This is a genomic window from Nitrosomonas sp. Is24, assembly GCF_033063335.1.
Lineage (GTDB): Bacteria > Pseudomonadota > Gammaproteobacteria > Burkholderiales > Nitrosomonadaceae > Nitrosomonas.
Genome location: NZ_JAWJZG010000001.1, coordinates 774,440 through 791,794, shown reverse-complemented (window position 1 = coordinate 791,794; position 17,355 = coordinate 774,440). Strand labels below are relative to the sequence as shown.

The window sequence follows — 17,355 nt, the reverse complement described above, 5'->3', positions numbered from 1 at the left end:
TATGAAGCTACTGCTGACTGGTGTTGCAGGATTTATCGGCATGCATGTCGCTCAAATCCTTCTAAAGCGGGGCGACGAAGTTGTCGGCATTGATAATCTTAACGATTATTACGATCCACGTCTTAAACATGCCCGGCTGGCACAGCTAACACACTATCCCAATTTCAAATTTATCCAGGGTGATATAGCTGACCGGCAAACCATCGAAGATTTGTTTGCCAAGGAGAAACCCCGCCGTGTCATTAACCTTGCCGCTCAGGCCGGTGTACGTTACTCACTAAAGAATCCACATATCTATATCCAGACTAACCTGGTCGGTTTCGGTAATTTGTTAGAAGGCTGCCGCAACAACGATGTCGAACACTTTGTTTACGCGAGTTCGTCGAGCGTATATGGTGCCAATACCCATCTACCATTCTCAGTCCACGACAACGTAGATCACCCGGTTAGTCTTTATGCTGCCAGTAAAAAAGCAAACGAACTGATGACACATACCTATAGCCATCTTTATGGATTGCCTGCCACTGGTTTGCGGTATTTCACAGTTTATGGTCCATGGGGACGCCCGGATATGTCACCTTGGTTGTTTACCAGTGCCATTCTTGAAGGTCGCGCTATCGATGTATTTAATCATGGCAAAATGCAGCGTGACTTCACCTATATCGATGATATCGCCGAAGGTACAGTGCGTGTTCTCGACCACATCGCCACTTCAAATCCGGATTTTTCCAAGGATATTCCCGATCCCGGGACTAGCTACGCTCCCTATCGGGTTTATAACATTGGTAACCACCAACCGGTTGAATTGATGACTTTTATCAAAACTATTGAGGAAGCACTTGGTCGGGAAGCAGAGAAGAATTTTCTCCCGCTGCAACCGGGCGATGTCGTTGCTACCTACGCTGATGTTGAGGATCTCAGACGTGATATCGGTTTTGAACCTAAAACACCGTTAGTCGAAGGTATCGCAAAGTGGGTGGCTTGGTATCGCGGATTCCACGTATAGCTGCGAGTTCCTGTATGCCTACGACCGCACAAATAGCACAAGATACGGGATTGGGGGAAAAATATCTGATGCTCTACTATCAGTAGAGTTCTACATCGATAACCTGCCTGAAATGCAAAAAATTCAACCAAACTAGGTAAATTCAACTAGGCTATCTGCCACCAGCATAGTTTCGCTACCATATAGTGCAAGTCCATTCGCCACTTAAACCAGTGGATTCCTTTTTAACCACACCTTGCTACTATTCACCGATGATCAGAAGATACTTTTGACATTTTATTATAACAAGACACTCCTTCACCACAAGGAAAACCATTCCATATCTCCAATCCCGTGATGTGATTATTCACGGATACATGACCGCCACTATACGGATTACTCACAAAAATCCGGGTTATAGGAAGATTGTAATCACCCATATTGGGCCCGCGGTAATCTGCTATCACTTCACCATCGACAGCTGCCCAGAAGCGTCCATCAGTGCCACTTGACCGGTGCCAGTAAACCTCAAATTTAAACCATTTATCTATCGGCACTGGAACAATATGATTATCTTCACGCCAGTAATCAACCCTGGTGGTGAATGCGCCCCCCACGTTATCACCCTTTGTCATCCAGTAGAGTTTGCCATCGGCTCCTTTCATTACAGTCACGCTCATTCGGTAATCACCCTCTCCAGTGTTATTGTATCCCCCTGTCTTGAGTGAAAATTGTGTTCGCCAATTCGCGGATGAAACCGTATTATCCAGTTGCGTCTCCAGATTCGCCTGATACTTAAACCAGTAAGTAATATACAAATCATTGACATCACCAATTGTCCATGGCCTTCTGATCAACAACGGTGCTTGTGAGCCTGCTCGCCCCAATCCGCCGGTTATTTTCACTTGCTGATAAAGCTCATTAACCGCTTCACCATTTGGTCCTGCTACCGATCTGATTTCACTACTGATGTAATTTCCGATGGTCGAAGAAGTGATAGGATCAACAGTAATCAATTGAATACCTGAGAAGTTTGCACCCAAGGCAGAGACCGGCCAACGATAGCCAGTCTCTCTATCCATACCAACAATATCTTGATAAGCCCCTTTAGAGGCGAAGTTATACGGCGCTCCAAGTGATACACCTGACCCAAAGTTAGATTTAAATAGTAAATCGGCCGCGTGAACTAGTGGAGCGATAAAACCAGAAACAATAAGCAACAACAGCGTGAAAATTCCTATGCCAGTACCGGACTGCTTATGCGACAACTTTCCACTCACCAATGTCACAAGATTCTTAGTCAATTGTAATGGCTGAGTATTGATACGCATGTATGATTTCTCAAAATGACCGGTTTTTTTATAGCTTCAGGAATGTGAAAGATTGGCTGTTTTTTATTTTAAATGACATGACTCTCCCACCCCGCATGGAAAACCACTCCATATTTCCAGACCTGCTGTCCGTGATTCAACTGGCGCATAGCCACCACTGTAGGAATCATTGACAAAAATGCGAGTTATGGGAAGACCATAATCCCCCATATTAGGTCCACGATAATCGGCAATCACTTTACCATTCACTGCTGCCCAGAATCGCCCATCGATATCGGCGGATCTATGCCAATAAACTTCAAATCTAAACCATTGATCAAGAGGTACCGGGACGGCACGATTATCTATACGCCAGTAATCAACCCTAGTGGGGAAAACACCGCCCAAATTATCACCCTTTGTCATCCAATAGAGCTTGCCATCGGTTCCTTTCATTACAGTCACACTCATTCGATAATCACCCTCTCCAGTGTTATTGTATCCCCCTGTCTTGAGCGAGAATTGTGTCCGCCAATTCGCGGATGAAACCCCACTATCCAGTTTTGAGATCAAGTCTGCTGGATATTTAAACCAGTAGGTAATATACAAGTCGTTTACATCTCCGATTGTCCAAGGTCTTTTAATCAGCAATGGCGCTTGTGAACCCGCTTGCCCCAATGATCCTTTTATTTTTACAGTTTGAACAAGTTCATTCTTTCCGTCTGCTTCGGGAATTGGCCTGATTTCATTGGTTATATAATTCTCGATGGTTGAAGGGGTGATAGGATCGATAGCAATCAATTGAACGCCAGAAAAGTCTGCACCCAGCGCTTTGACTGGCCAGCTAAACCCTGTACTCTTATCAGTCCCCATGATGTCCTGCCATGCACCCTTCGTTGCGAACGTACGTGGCGGCCCGAGATAAACACCGTCACCAAATCTCGACCAAAATAGCAGCGTAGCCGTTCGACTTGGGGTTGTTGTTGTTGTTGTTGTCGTTTCCGCAGAAGTTGTTCCGTTTGCCGTAATGCCATTCGGAGCATAAAGCAACAGTAATACAAAAAACATCAGGACCGTACTTAGCTTTTTAGCGCAATCCACTTTAGTTCGATTTATCTTCAGTGCATCAGCGATAGGTGCCAATAAAATACCAGTAGTTACTTGCAATGCAAGGTAATCAAAACTCATCTTCGGTTTCTCCTTATTTAGATACCTATATACAATTAATACGCGACAGGGCAAAAAAGCATTATTTATCAGTATTGCAGAACTTGTCTATTATTAGACTAGGCAAGAAATCTCATAGCAGTTCGCAATAAAATTTTGCTACTCAAGACACGACAAGTCAAATTGCGTAAAACTTGCCATGGAGCTTAATAGTATTTTGTTAACGGGAATTACGGAATGCATTCTTTTACAACTTCCTCTCGAGATTACTAGCAACAATGATCGGGCATAAGAATTAATTTGGAATGTCTTCCTATGAAGAAATTAGCGGTGAGTTACTCAGGGTAGGCCGCATATGAACCCACAAATGCCATCCAAGCGCCCGTTCGAATGGTAACCAATGCACCGGCAATGGCGGCGCATGCATAAACTGTTTATAAGAACGCACGATCTTGAAATCTGAAAAATCCTTCTCAACCTCTTGCAAATCATAGACTTTTGCGTAAGGATTTAACGGACCGTCCGTATTCCTGTGAATAAAATTATCCATGTCAAGATATCGAAACAATCCCATGGCGCGAGCATTGGCAACATGCTGTCCGTAGATCGAAGTTGGCTCCGGATTCATGAAATATAGCGCTAATAAACCCAATCTACGTACAATGCTGATAGAAACAAGATAATTGAGCGACCATTTTGCATAAAGCATGACGATTAATTCTCCGTCAGGTTTCAGGATACGATGAATTTCTCGCTGAGCCGAGAGAATATCAGGTACATGATGCAATACGCCATGACTGAATACAATATCGAAACTATTATCTTCAAAAGGAGCTTGCAAAATACTCCCTTGTTTGATCGACTGATACGGAAGCTGCCGCAAGGAAAAACGTGTTTGCACTCTGGCGACAGACTCCGCAGTAAGATCGAGTCCAGACCAAAGCGCGCCGCGTTTTACGATCTGTTCCGAATCGGCACCTTGCCCCAATCCGATCTCCAGAACTTGTTTTCCCTCAAAATCAACATTATCCAGACATCGTAGAATATGAGCTTCTTTAGTGTATCTAAATTTATCATAGTCAGTAAAGAATGCTTCATAATCACCGCGGCGTTGTTCCAGACCACCAACTTGCCAATCCCCGCAAGGATTGCGGTTCCAAAAGTCTTGGATATCTGATTCATTCATATTACATCTCCCTATGTCTTGCAATCATTTAATCACTTGATGACTATGGTTATTGCTGCTTCTTTTCTTATTTTGAATCTCGAAAATTAATACCGATTACAGAATCTCTGAGGCAAAAAAGAAACAATCAAAAAAATCATAGTAAAAATACTATTCGGCCAAAACCAATAGTGAATAACCTCCCAAAACCCTAACAGCAAAATCATTATTTACGGAAAAAAACAATTTTCTTGGTATCTTTAATAAATTTGCTTTCCACCCTCTATTTGGCAGCTCTACAGAACTATTCGTGTAAAAATAATCAACAGTTTGGTATCCGGTATCCTTTAGTGTTTCTAAAGCAGTTTCTTTTGTAAAATAATGAATATGTCCGACTGATTTCCTATGCTTAATAATTGGAGAGGAGCGAAAAACTGTTTGAACAGATAGATCAAGTGGGATATGAAAAATTTTGTATTTGGCTTTTGTTTTTAGTTTTCTCAAGAAGCCAAAATAATCTTCTACATGTTCGAATACATCAATTGCCATAACGATATCAAAATAATCCGCATCGTCCTCTAATAGATTTGCAAGTTTGAAAGTCAAATTGTGCTTTGATTTCTTTGCACAGAGTTCAAATGCTTGCGGTGATATTTCATAACCAAAAAACTCTTTTTTATTTTCATAATGCTCTGATAATTTATTTAGAATTTCACCCGCTCCACATCCAATCTCGCAAATTTTACTTGGATTAAGAGAGTTTCTTTCTATAATCTTTTGTACCTGGAGTGCTTTCCACGGCGAATCCTCTTCATGCCATGTGGGATTATTCTCATGATATGTACCATCATTATAAATTTGAGTCATGATTTTCTCTCATTCTTTTATTGCTAAAAATAATCAAGTAAAGGTAACTCAATCTTTGCAACCACACCACCCATTTCAAGCTTGATTTGAAACACCCTCATTTCGCGACCGAATAAATCCATGAGAACACTTCAGGTTTTAATTCATCGAAAATCCTTATCTAACGAATATCGCATCATAAGCTGCCAACAGCTTTGGTGCTTCATATTGCCATTCCAATTCATTCCTTACGCGATTGCGGCCGAATTCTCCCATCTGTTCTCGTAACTGAGGATCATCTAGCAATTGCACAATTTTTAGTGCCAGATCTATCGGATCATTTTTCTTCGCATATAGCGATGCATCCTGCGCAGAAACCCGGCCTTCGGTGAGATCGAATTGAACGATTGGCTTAGCTAGTGCCATGTATTCCATAATCTTATTCATGGTGGACTTATCATTCATTTCGTTGGCGACATCTGGATTCACACAGATATCGGCGGTATTGAGCATTTCTAGCAACTCCTGATCAGGAACTCGGCCAGTAAACGTTATGAATTCACTGATTCCTAAATCGATAGCCATTTGCTTCATTTCATCTAGAGATGTACCACCACCGACCAATCCAAAATGTACATCGGAACGACCCAAATCCTTGATCAGATAGCGCGCTGCTTGTAACAGGAGATCAATTCCTTCTTGCGCTCCCATCACACCAACATAACCAACTAAATATCGTCGTCCCTGCTTAAGTTCTTCCTTGGAAGGTAAGATACGCAACCGGTCCAACTTAGGCCCACTACGCACCACAAAAACTTTAGCCGGATCCATGCCACCTCGTTCAATAGCAATTTTTTTATAGGACTCGTTAGTTGCGATAGAGATATCTGCCGTTTTGAAAGTCCAGCGTTCAAACAGTACCATCAGTTTATAAAAAAAATCACGCCGTCCGAACTTAGCTTCATAAAGCTCCGGATTGATATCATGGTGGTCAAAAAGAAATTTCTTACGCATAAACAACTTAAAGAAACCACCAATCAGAAATAACAAATCAGGCGGATTGCATGCATGAATCACATCAAATCCCTGAGAAAACTGCACTTTCCAGGCAAGCCGGAAGGTATGAAATAAAGCCACAGAGTACTCAATCAAGTACCCTTTTGCACCTTCGGCTTCAAACGGTAAGTGATAGCGATAAATATGAATTCCATCTATGACTTCATATTCCTTTTCATAACCTTTACCCGTAGGGCATATAATAGAAACCACATAACCGTTGTCATGCAGTGTTGTCGCTTCCTGCCATACCCGGCGATCGAAAGGGGAAGGAAGATTCTCGACTAAAATGAGAACTCGACGCGCGTTAGTATCTGACATAACTTTTGCCTGAAGCTGTGAGAATAATGGTTACACCTTTTTCGTCCAGAATTCACCCTCTCGTATTACCAGCAAATTCCGTCATATTGCTCTCCACTTAATTTAGGCGCTATCCGGACCAGATCCACCACCACTTGCCCGGACTTTATTTCATCCGGCACATTACGGAACTCTGGAGCACCATTACCGATGACAATCGTTTGTGCGAAATTGAGCACTTCTTCCATTGAAGAAGCCATTAATTTAGAAATATGCGGAATATGATTCAAAATATAATCCTGATTCGCACCGGTCAGCGCCGCCAGATTCACATTTTTATCATATAACTTAAGCTCATATCCTTTACCGATCAGATATTCAATGACTTCGACGAGGGGTGATTCGCGTAAATCATCGGTACCCGCTTTAAAAGAAAATCCCAGGATACCGATTTTCTTGTTCCCTTTTTCGACGATCATTTTGATACCTTTCTCAATCTGCCGCTGATTTGACGGCAGAATGGCATTGATGAGGGGCAAATCCATATCCAGACTCTTGCCTTTATACATCAACGCGCGCACGTCCTTGGGCAGGCATGAACCGCCAAAGGCAAATCCAGGTTTCATGTAATAGGGAGACAAGTTCAGTTTGGTATCCTGGCAGAAAATTTCCATCACTTTGTGACCATCGATACCTTCCGCTTTGGAGAGATTGCCGATTTCATTGGCAAATGCCACTTTGACCGCATGCCAGGTGTTATCGGCATACTTAACCATCTCCGCCGTTTCCACTTCGGTTCGGATAAGCGGCGCGGTCATTTTCGCATACAATTGCATCAGTAATTCGCCGGCCTTGCTGTCCGTTTCGCCGATCACGGTTTTAGGTGGATTGTAATAATCAAATACGGCCGTACCTTCACGCAGAAATTCCGGATTGTTGCATACCCCGAAATCGACCCCCGCTTTCTTTCCGGAATAGGATTCCAATGCTGGAATAACGACAGTGCGCATTGAGCCCGGCAACATCGTGCTGCGCGCCACAACCACATGAAAAGCGCTTTTTTCTTTAAGCGCCGCGCCAATTTGTTCGCAGACTTTGCGGACATGACTTAAATCCAGATTACCATTCAGTTGTGAAGGCGTTCCCACGCAAACCAATGAAATATCGGAATTTATAACCGCATCACGCACATCTAAGGTTGCTCGCAATACATTATTCTTAGCCGCTGCTGCAATCATTTCCCCGATATCCTTCTCGACAATCGGTGATACGCCTTGATTGATCAAATCAACTTTCGTTTTGTTGGGATCGACCCCGATCACAGAATGCCCATCCGTAGCCAGGCACCCGGCAGAAACAGTCCCCACATACCCCAAACCGAATATACTTATCTTCATGTGACTCCTTTAATCCATTGATCAGAATCTGTTTTTTCAATCTTCTCGCAAAATTCTAGGTATTATATCCCGCTAGAATCCGTAAAATGGTCAATCTTCTCACAGTGCCGGTAATCTTTTCCCGCCACGTCACCGTCGGCGCCGGCACTTTTTCATCAAAGCTGCGTGACACCCAGCCGGACGGCGGCTCATCTTCGCCACGCATCAATTCCGGCTGACCATCACAGTCCGGCATCGTCATTTCCATACTGACATTGGCCACAGTTGCTAGTACTTTGCCCGATTCAATCCGCACTTCGCACATTTCGGCAAAATGCCAATTAAGTTCAATGGTATGTTCCTTGGCGCATTCAAGAACATCTTCCACCCTGATGATTCCCTCATTCTTCAGGAATTCTATTTTTCTGCGGTGAATGACCGGATCGGGCAAACGTGCATAACCATCGTGACTAGCGATCAGGCAATCTCGATTCTGATCGCTTTCCCAGCTCTCACAACGGGCATTCGCCTTACGCAACCACATAAAATTGCCGCCGGATTCGGATTGATCAACGCCATCCACTCTCACAGTGTTGTGAGCCGAAGTACCGCGAAAATAATCACGCCACTTTCTCTGTGTATGAAATGCATAAGTCCCTGGATCAACCAATAACGCATTCCCGACAACCGATAAAGTAAACGATAAAGCATCGGCATGCCCATGCGCGGCAATGGAAAGATATCCGAGCGGCCCCGCATCGGCTACGATACGGACTTCATCGGCGGTATCAAGTTGACTGCCAAGAATAAAGTAACCGCCATCGCGAAATTCCCGCGGCAAAGCTAATCGATTCTCGTTGAGTGCCATCAAATCGAATTGGCGCCTGGCATCTTCGCCCAGCAGCCAGCAACTTTTATCATCGAAGCACTTCGCTTTGACTTTAAAATCAGGCCTATTAAACAATACTGCCCCGGTAGCCAGCTGCGAACGGTAAACATTCCAATTATGTTCCTTGCTCCAATGCACCATCAGAGCGCCATCGGCATCGCCGATCATTGGAACGGCACCCGTAACATCCATAAGAGACGCAATAAACTCCAGCATGCGCTCAAGCCGGGCGGTGAAATTCTGAGAAAAATCGATACCGTTTGCCCGGCCTATAATCCAGCAAATGAACATCATATCGATGACTTCGTGCTGATAATAGATCGCTTGTTCACGATTCACTCCGTCAGCGGCATTCTGCTTAATCGCTTCGACTTCGAGTTCAGCATAAGCCTGCCGCTGCCAGCGGCGGCTTTCCGGCCAGTAAGGCCAGGTCATTGCCGCCACCAATAATCCCATCAGCTCACCGAAAAGATGATTGTTAGCCGATGAGTGCCGGGACAGATAACCCGCTATAAAGTGATTATGCCGATAGATACTATCCAGCCAGCGGCGCTTAAATTGTTGCCCGCTTTCTGAAATAAACAGAGGGCTATGCTCGCCACCCAGCAAATGCCAAGTGAACGACCAATTCACAAGCCGTATGGCAAGCTCCAGCGAACTGGTCCAGTTCACCCCGAACGGATACGGACATTGATCAAACCATGATTCAAGCAGTATTTGCACACCCGCTGCGTAACGCGTATCACCGCTCAGGTGATACGCTTGCGCGAGTGTAGTCAGATGAAGATGACGGTTGGGTTCCCAAAGGTATTTGATATCGCCGACCAATCGCTCATCACGATAATCCAGTGTTTTACCAAAAACAAGCGGCGCTTCGATACCTGTCTTGGGATCACGATTCCACTCAGGGGGAAAACCTAACTGCACATTTTGCAAGGCAAAAACATCGTGATAACCGGCAAGGACTCGATCTGCCGCAGCACAATATAACCCGGAATCCATACTGCGCGGAAGCGGATTCAGCCAAGCATTACCGACACGGGAGCAATCCGGTGATGGTGACCGCCGATCCGGGCGAACAGTGAACAGCTCCGTTTTAGTCTGGATAGCTTGACGAATGCGATAACCGATTTCCGGTAATCCCATTGTGCGCAAACGATTAAATTTCCAAACAAGGTTACTCATGGTTGATGAAATTAACTATCTTACTTTCTCAGCTGATGCTCATGGATGAAAATGAATCTGAAAATTGATTTCAGAAACATCGATAAAATTTATTCTTATAATACGATCTAAAACTTGTCAGCAGCATTATTTCAGATACTGACGGTGCCAGATCTCGAGATTAAGCATACTCCACAACAGTTTTTCGTGATTTTGACGGCCCGCCACATGGTCGGTCAGAACTTTATCGAGCATCGCAGGCTGGTAATATTCCCGGGTCAATGATGTAGAACTCTTCAAGTGTTCATAGAGATACTCTCGCATTGGGCCTTGGAACCACTCGTTGACCGGTACACGAAAACCTACTTTCGGTCGCTGTAAAATGGCTGATGGGAGTAATCGTTTCATCGCTTCACGGAGTATCCACTTCGTGGTATGTCCACGGACCCGGTACTTGTCCGGCAGACTGGACACAAACGCGGCCAATTCATGATCCATAAAAGGCATCCGCGCTTCCAAAGAAGCAGCCATCGTCATCCGGTCCCCGCGTTCGAGCAAGTTATCCGGCAACCAACTCGTCTGATCAAAGTAAAGAATGCGGCGTAAAGGACTATTCTCAGGAGAAGTATCAAATTGCACTTCACCGGCACAATTCACTGGCTGAGACAGCGCAACCAAGTCTTTACGTTCTGCGTCTGACAAAGCACCAAACCAGCGTGGCATCCGTTCTTCAAATCGATCCAATCCGAAATTGACGATGGCCGTCTTAGCTCGCCGGAAACGATACGGCAACGATTGCACTAAAGGTTCGAGCAAGCCGTGACGCATAGCACCCGGAATCGTTTGATACCATCCGGCGTAGCGCTCAAAGACATGCTTCGGATAACCTCCTAGAAACTCGTCCGAGCCTTCACCAGTCAGCACCATTTTGACCGTTTTACGCGCCTCTTTTGCCAGAAGATAGATCGGAATATCCGATGGTTCGGCCACGGGAGCATCACGGAAACGCACCAAGTCTGGCAAGTATTGCATCAAGTGCTCTTGCGAAACCACCAATTCATGATGATCTGTTCTGAATTGTTCTGCGATGGTCTTAGCATAACCCAGCTCGCTGTAGCGAGCCTCGGAAAATCCTACGGAGAAAGTTTTGACTGGCTGCTCGGAATGACGAGACATGAGACCAACAACTGCTGAAGAATCAATACCGCCAGATAGAAACGCCCCGAACGGAACATCCGCAATCATGCGGATATTGACGGCTTGATCAAGTATATCGAGAAAAGCACCCACCGGATCAGCCGGCAAAGGAGAGTCAACAAATACTTCTCGGTCCGGAGGCCGGTAATAGCATTTCTCAGTCAATATTCCTTTTTCCCAAATCGCATAGCAGCCCGGCATCAGCTTGCGAATACCGCGAAACAATGTAGCGGGAGCTGGAACATAGCGATAGGCAAAATAATCCCATACCGCTCCCGTATCAACTTCGGCATGGACTCCGGGAAAAGCCAGAATGGATTTGATCTCGGAAGCAAATAACAAAACGCCATGGGTCTCGCACAGAAACATCGGTTTCTTGCCAAAGCGGTCACGGGCCAGAAACAGGCGTTCTTTGTGACTATCCCAGATGGCAAAGGCAAACATGCCACGGAAATATTCAACACAACGTTCTCCCTATTGCTCATAGGCATGGACAATGGTTTCTGTGTCGGAATTGGTTACGAAATGATGCCCCAGTGCAATTAATTGATCACGCAATGAATGGAAATTGTAAATCTCACCGTTGAATATTACTTGAACCGTGCCATCTTCATTGCTCATGGGTTGATGGCCCGTAGAAAGATCAATAATGGAGAGACGGCGGTGGGCCAAGCCTATCTGATAGCGACTATCACGCGTAGTAGTTTCAAGAAATCCATCGTCATCCGGTCCACGATGCGTTATAGCCGCAGACATACTGCGTAACACGGCGCCCGAGTCACTATTTGTGAATCGCCCGATAAAACCAGCGATGCCACACATTAGAATGCCTTTGCGTATTGAAACAAAAACTTATCCTCGCTTATTAAATCATGACATATCCGGCGGGAATCTCCTGCCAACTTAGCAATAACCTGCTGGCGTTACTTGCCTGCTTCGCCTAATAACAAATTTATGCCTTATTACTTACTGTTGAGCCGCTCAATGATTCTAACCCGTGCTTCTGGATCTCAGAAAGAAACAGATCTGCTTTCTCATCCATTTCCTTTCTCATCAAAAACTGAATAAACAATCTGTATTTTTTCAGAATCGATATAGATATTGACACCACTTACAGCGTTCAATAACAATGACAACCCACTTAGCATTATAGTAATCATTGCTGAATCCGCGAGAGTAAAAACACGATATCACTGAATACCGTCAAGTTGCACCGACTTTGAATGATTTATTGTCTCAAAGGGTTGGAGAAATTAACCGAATATCTTCGTACCGGCTAGTCTGGCGCGCTGCTGCCATTCGGGAATACGTTGCTCCAACAGCTTCTTGATATTTTGTTCATCTGCACGCAATTTTTCCAGTGATTCCCAAAGTGCCATTTTAGAAAGCTTGGAAGTCTCCAATACATATCTCAAGTCGCCAAAAAGATCAGTATTTAAACCGATAGCTTTGATACTGTAAGCAATAGAAATAGTAGGCACATGAGTAGACCAAGCAGCGATGGTTGCATGTGTTCGTGCGCCAATAAAAAACCGGCACTGTGAAATAAGATACTTCGTCTGTACAGCATTCATATTACGTGGCGCTAAACTGATACGAGCAGTAATTATTTCTGGCGGCAAATTAATACGCTTGATCAGTCGCTGCATATAGAGATAATCACTATTCCATTCACTACTGTTAGTACCGTCGACATGAGGTATCAGCACTAGCGACAGATCCGTATTCTTTATCACATCTTGCAGAAAATCTATTACTGCAGATTCCATTTCAAACACATGAGCATCATCGGTACGGAATCTTTTGATGAGCGGACTAATATTAAATCCAAGCAATCCTTCACAAAGTTCGGCAGGTAATATAGCTGAGATATCCCAAGGCTCTGGTATCATGACAAAAGCAGGATCGGCAACCAATTTTACATTACGCAAACCTAATCCATCCAGATAATTCCGGGTTGATGTTTCGCGCACTGAAATACCAGAGTATTTCGCAAGGTGTCTAACCACATGCTTTTCAACATCAGGTTGCGACTCAAATGGCCCAACTGATGCCGCCCACAGAAATAAGGCGTGTCCTTCGTTCATAAAGCTCTCGGCCTGTCCTATAAATTTGATGAGAGAAGGTACTCCATAATCAAGAGACAGAACATCTCCACCCGTCATAATGCCAGCAACAGAGCCTCGCAAACTTTGGCGAATGCTGTTAGGTATTCCCGGGGAAGGAATCCACACATGCCTAATCTGAGGCACAAATTTGTCCACCTTTCCCCAAACTCTGACATAAAACGGCAAATGATACGCTGGAATAAAACTTATACCCATTTCGTTAGCATTTTTCCATTGCTTTAAGTCATTTTCTATGTCAAAGCTTGGTGCAAGAAATTCAGCATCAGGGCACTGCTCACGAATGATTCTGGAGATGCCGCGCAACAATGCTTCGCAACCTCGATTGGTAAGGGTTTCGTGGCCTAGAAAATAGTATTTATTTGTCATTCCAATCCCATAAAAACTTATAAATTGCCATTGAATTGAGTTTAATTTTAAATTTAATCTTTACTCTTCAACGTTTCAAGTTCGTCTGTCAGGAGAAGAACTAGTCGAAGCGATCTTACCCATAACTTGTATCGCGGGAAATCTCACCGATCTTGGAACACTAACACCATCGCTGGGATAACCAATCGCTAATAGCATGATAATTTTTTCTGATTTTGGAATTCCAAAAATCTGATGCACTGCTTTATCAGTTGAAGGCGGCACACACCAGTTTAAGCAACAAGTCGCAATTTCCTGGGCCCTCAAGCTAAGAATCAGACTCATAGCGAACATACCGCCGTCTACAAATGGCTCATTTCTTTCACTAGAATCAAAGAAACACTGACTATCCGCTGTAATAATTGCAACGTGCGGTACTAGATGACCAAAACCACGATTACCATTCTGATGAGATAATAAAGCTTTCATATCATCAGGATCACTAACTAAATAGACTTTCCATGGCTGCCGATTACAAGCTGATGGACTTAGTTGCGCTAATTCAACAGCCTTCTTAATTAAATTTAAGTCTACAGGCTGAGTTTTGAAATCTCGGACACTTCTTCTGGCGTGCATCAAATTCTCAAAACTATCCATAGAATCCTTACCTATCACATCAAGCTGAGGCAATTCATACGGCGTTTTTAGATCAATATCTCTAACACTTATACCTTCAAGAAATTTAGTCACCCTAGGAAGAATTATCTTGTCCGTATCGAGTCCAGTAGTACTCAGAAGATCACGATAGCTAATCAGCGATTCAACAGCTCCAAGATAAATAGGATCATCTATTTCAAAGTTGTTCTCTTGCCACTGTTTAAGTAAATCCATAACTGCCAATACTGGATCAATCCCAAAGAATCTTTTGGGTCCAGGCATAACCAAACCTTTTTCTATTTTATGGTATTGAAACAATAGCTCAGCACTTAATCTACGCCTGTTTCTATGCCGCGAACCCCAAAACATAAATTGATATGCCAGGTTCGCATCATACAAAAAATAACTCATCATTAATAAACGCTTCAGTTCTTGCTTCACGCGCCAATAACTTGCCCAAATTATCGGGTAAGTCTTCATCCATTTCTTTAGCTTATCTTTCATTCGACGACCTAGATTCAAAGCGTATTCAGTGCACTTCGGTTGGCTAATTAATAGAAATTCCATAGCCCATTTGCACAGGAACATCAATTTCTAACTATTTTAGTAAGCTACGCTCCGATTAAGCGCACAAAACAAAGATAATCTCCGCCACCAACAATCCTGCAAGCATAGCGAAAAATTGAAGAATAAAGTGTCAACGGCACCTTAATTATTCGGCGCAGCATCCTAACCACATCTATCTCCCTTCTAGCAAATTTAGGTGGAGTATCTTCTGGAATCAAAATGGACTCAGCAACTCCTTTCGGAACAATACTCGGCACAAGACGCCACTCGACAATCTCGAATCCGCTGCGCTTTAGCAATTGCATATAAGGACTCGGATCAAAAAAATTCACATGTCCATCCTCGTAAAGCGCACCTTGTAATTGCGGCATGCGAGAACCGCGCCACTCTCCGGTTGTTTCCATTGGGGTTTTTAACAACGCAAAATTAGTGCGAGCAGAAACTGCTTTCAAGAATGGCTCCGGATCAGGAATATGTTCAATAACATCAAATAATGAAACCAAATCGAATCGCTTCAGATCACCATCCCATTTTGTAAAATCTTCATTAACGAAATCAATATTCGGAAACAATATTTTTCCAGCCTTACTGAAATCAGGTGATGTTTCAAAAACTTTTGTATCCGGGCAGCACTCTTGCTCGCGAGCTATTTGATAAGCTAACGCGTTTGCTCCGAAACCAAAACATCCGCCTATATCTGCATAGGTCTTGATTTCACCAATAGCATCCAGTATTTGTTTTCCATACAAGTTCCACAACAGCGTACTTTTATATTGTGCCCGAGCTGGGTATCCTGGACGAGCAATAACTTTACTCGGGTAAGAAGAGTAGAATTTCAGCGGATCGAATTCGTGTTGATCTGGAATCATAGTAATATTTTATTAGCAAAATTAATAATGTATAACACATACATGTTCATAAGGATGACTTGATGATGTTATTCCTACCCCGGCTGGTGAGAAACTTTACGTTAAATATTCGGAATATCTTTTGTAATAAAATACCAATTTATGCTTTGCATAAGTCCAGCAGGTTTCCTGACTCTTTAGCAACCTGAGTTTATTATCATCGTTTTGTAAGTTCCTGCGCATTAATTGGCGTCATCGGATCAGGAATTGATTTCATAGCGCCCAGTATTGCAGCAAGGGCAAAAAAATTCCATCCATACACGGAAAGTATTGCATTAGTAATACTTTTCTTTTTAACTGCCAACACTGTAATTCCACCTAACCAAACGAGAAACTCGGCACCAGCCACTGCTGGTAAAACCGTAATCGTTTTTAAATTTATAATTAACACCGCCAGTACTCCTGCCACAATGTGAAGCATAGGTGCAGCAAAAACAAACCATGCCTGACGCATACTTAACCAACACCATGGATGTCCCAAAGCTGATCTGAGATACATACCATAGGCATGCAACCGCCGATTCCGCCACAATCGAAAAAGCATCTGGGAAGTACTTTCAGAGTAACCGGTATGAAATACGGCTACTTCAGGAAGCCGAACAAGACGCCACCCCTTAGCTCGCAAACGATCACCAAGCTCAGCCTCTTCACAAGCCGGAAGCCAGCGATGCGCAAGATAACCAACAGACTCAATCGCTTTACGGCGATAAAGACCGCCGCCGCCAAGTTCCACTACTTCTTTTATCTGTTGCAGCGCTTCAGCTTCAGAAGCACGCCGTTTATCGGCCCAATTATTGATACTCGTATCTATCAACTTCCCTGCTACACCAGCGACATCAGGATTAGATTCTAAGTAATTCAATGCTGTTAACAAAAAACCAGGCTGCAATACCATATCTCCATCAAGTACATATAGATACTCACCTTGAGCATACTGATAACCAAGCTGAACGGCAGACGCACACCCACAATCTTCTCTATGAGAAAACTGAATAACTCGCACAGGATAATGCTTTGCAATTTCTACTGTTCTGTCAGTAGATAACGAATCAACCAGAATTACCTCGCCACCAATTTTTAGTGTTTCTGCGAGAGCGGCTTCAAGACAGTTCGCTATTAAGGCTTCTTCATTAAGTGCTTTGATCAGAATCGAAAGTTTCATATCTTCTCCTCACAAATCGCTTGTCTGGAACAACATAAACTACTAGTTGCATTATTACTTTTACAATAGAACAATTTACCTTTACTATTTTCAGAGTTTCTCAGTCAAATAATTGGCTCGAGCTTTTGTCAC

At 43.6% G+C, this 17,355-nt stretch carries 12 protein-coding genes and 1 pseudogene; 1 reads left to right on the top strand and 12 read right to left on the bottom strand.

Going from position 1 to position 17,355, the window contains the following annotated elements; all coding sequences use genetic code 11:
• Nucleotide 1: 1 nt before the first annotated feature.
• Nucleotides 2-1,006: an NAD-dependent epimerase gene (locus R2103_RS03435; protein WP_317530135.1), complete on the top strand. Its 1,005-nt coding sequence runs from the start codon at nt 2-4 to the stop codon at nt 1,004-1,006.
• A 245-nt stretch (nt 1,007-1,251) separates the two neighbouring features.
• Here the strand turns inward: R2103_RS03435 and R2103_RS03430 are convergent, their stop codons facing one another.
• The 12 genes and pseudogenes from R2103_RS03430 to R2103_RS03375 all read right to left on the bottom strand — a co-directional run bounded on the left by R2103_RS03430 (nt 1,252) and on the right by R2103_RS03375 (nt 17,223).
• Complete coding sequence (locus tag R2103_RS03430) at nt 1,252-2,316, bottom strand: hypothetical protein (RefSeq protein ID WP_317530134.1); 1,065 nt, start codon at nt 2,314-2,316, stop codon at nt 1,252-1,254.
• A gap of 63 nt (nt 2,317-2,379) precedes the next feature.
• A complete protein-coding gene (locus R2103_RS03425) occupies nt 2,380-3,483 on the bottom strand; it encodes a hypothetical protein (RefSeq protein ID WP_317530133.1) in 1,104 nt (367 codons plus the stop codon).
• A gap of 292 nt (nt 3,484-3,775) precedes the next feature.
• Nucleotides 3,776-4,648 (bottom strand): class I SAM-dependent methyltransferase, encoded by an 873-nt coding sequence (locus R2103_RS03420; protein ID WP_317530132.1) that lies wholly within the window; start codon nt 4,646-4,648, stop codon nt 3,776-3,778.
• A 150-nt stretch (nt 4,649-4,798) separates the two neighbouring features.
• Nucleotides 4,799-5,494 carry a class I SAM-dependent methyltransferase gene (locus R2103_RS03415; RefSeq protein WP_317530131.1) on the bottom strand — a complete coding sequence of 232 codons (696 nt, stop codon included), beginning with the start codon at nt 5,492-5,494 and terminating at the stop codon, nt 4,799-4,801.
• Between the two features lie 156 nt (nt 5,495-5,650).
• Nucleotides 5,651-6,850: a glycosyltransferase family 4 protein gene (locus R2103_RS03410; protein WP_317530130.1), complete on the bottom strand. Its 1,200-nt coding sequence runs from the start codon at nt 6,848-6,850 to the stop codon at nt 5,651-5,653.
• A 65-nt stretch (nt 6,851-6,915) separates the two neighbouring features.
• The gene (locus tag R2103_RS03405; protein ID WP_317530129.1) at nt 6,916-8,226 is read right to left on the bottom strand and encodes a UDP-glucose/GDP-mannose dehydrogenase family protein; all 1,311 of its coding nucleotides are present in this window, start codon (nt 8,224-8,226) and stop codon (nt 6,916-6,918) included.
• A 55-nt stretch (nt 8,227-8,281) separates the two neighbouring features.
• Complete coding sequence (locus R2103_RS03400; protein WP_317530128.1) at nt 8,282-10,279, bottom strand: alginate lyase family protein; 1,998 nt, start codon at nt 10,277-10,279, stop codon at nt 8,282-8,284.
• 126 nt (nt 10,280-10,405) lie between these two features.
• Nucleotides 10,406-12,211 (bottom strand): annotated as a pseudogene (gene asnB / locus R2103_RS03395) (asparagine synthase (glutamine-hydrolyzing)).
• A gap of 497 nt (nt 12,212-12,708) precedes the next feature.
• Complete coding sequence (locus R2103_RS03390; RefSeq protein ID WP_317530127.1) at nt 12,709-13,950, bottom strand: polysaccharide pyruvyl transferase family protein; 1,242 nt, start codon at nt 13,948-13,950, stop codon at nt 12,709-12,711.
• A gap of 75 nt (nt 13,951-14,025) precedes the next feature.
• Nucleotides 14,026-15,090 carry a nitroreductase family protein gene (locus R2103_RS03385; protein WP_317530126.1) on the bottom strand — a complete coding sequence of 355 codons (1,065 nt, stop codon included), beginning with the start codon at nt 15,088-15,090 and terminating at the stop codon, nt 14,026-14,028.
• A gap of 107 nt (nt 15,091-15,197) precedes the next feature.
• The gene (locus tag R2103_RS03380) at nt 15,198-16,022 is read right to left on the bottom strand and encodes a class I SAM-dependent methyltransferase (RefSeq protein WP_317530125.1); all 825 of its coding nucleotides are present in this window, start codon (nt 16,020-16,022) and stop codon (nt 15,198-15,200) included.
• A 196-nt stretch (nt 16,023-16,218) separates the two neighbouring features.
• Nucleotides 16,219-17,223, bottom strand: a complete 1,005-nt coding sequence (locus tag R2103_RS03375) for a glycosyltransferase (RefSeq protein WP_317530124.1) — start codon at nt 17,221-17,223, stop codon at nt 16,219-16,221.
• Nucleotides 17,224-17,355: the final 132 nt, after the last annotated feature.

What these genes read in the sequence shown, in the direction of transcription:
- R2103_RS03435 (WP_317530135.1), top strand. Translation starts at nt 2, where the DNA reads ATGAAGCTACTGCTGACTGGTGTTGCAGGATTTATCGGCATGCATGTC.
- R2103_RS03430 (WP_317530134.1), bottom strand. Translation starts at nt 2,316, where the DNA reads ATGCGTATCAATACTCAGCCATTACAATTGACTAAGAATCTTGTGACA.
- R2103_RS03425 (WP_317530133.1), bottom strand. Translation starts at nt 3,483, where the DNA reads ATGAGTTTTGATTACCTTGCATTGCAAGTAACTACTGGTATTTTATTG.
- R2103_RS03420 (WP_317530132.1), bottom strand. Translation starts at nt 4,648, where the DNA reads ATGAATGAATCAGATATCCAAGACTTTTGGAACCGCAATCCTTGCGGG.
- R2103_RS03415 (WP_317530131.1), bottom strand. Translation starts at nt 5,494, where the DNA reads ATGACTCAAATTTATAATGATGGTACATATCATGAGAATAATCCCACA.
- R2103_RS03410 (WP_317530130.1), bottom strand. Translation starts at nt 6,850, where the DNA reads ATGTCAGATACTAACGCGCGTCGAGTTCTCATTTTAGTCGAGAATCTT.
- R2103_RS03405 (WP_317530129.1), bottom strand. Translation starts at nt 8,226, where the DNA reads ATGAAGATAAGTATATTCGGTTTGGGGTATGTGGGGACTGTTTCTGCC.
- R2103_RS03400 (WP_317530128.1), bottom strand. Translation starts at nt 10,279, where the DNA reads ATGAGTAACCTTGTTTGGAAATTTAATCGTTTGCGCACAATGGGATTA.
- R2103_RS03390 (WP_317530127.1), bottom strand. Translation starts at nt 13,950, where the DNA reads ATGACAAATAAATACTATTTTCTAGGCCACGAAACCCTTACCAATCGA.
- R2103_RS03385 (WP_317530126.1), bottom strand. Translation starts at nt 15,090, where the DNA reads ATGAAAGATAAGCTAAAGAAATGGATGAAGACTTACCCGATAATTTGG.
- R2103_RS03380 (WP_317530125.1), bottom strand. Translation starts at nt 16,022, where the DNA reads ATGATTCCAGATCAACACGAATTCGATCCGCTGAAATTCTACTCTTCT.
- R2103_RS03375 (WP_317530124.1), bottom strand. Translation starts at nt 17,223, where the DNA reads ATGAAACTTTCGATTCTGATCAAAGCACTTAATGAAGAAGCCTTAATA.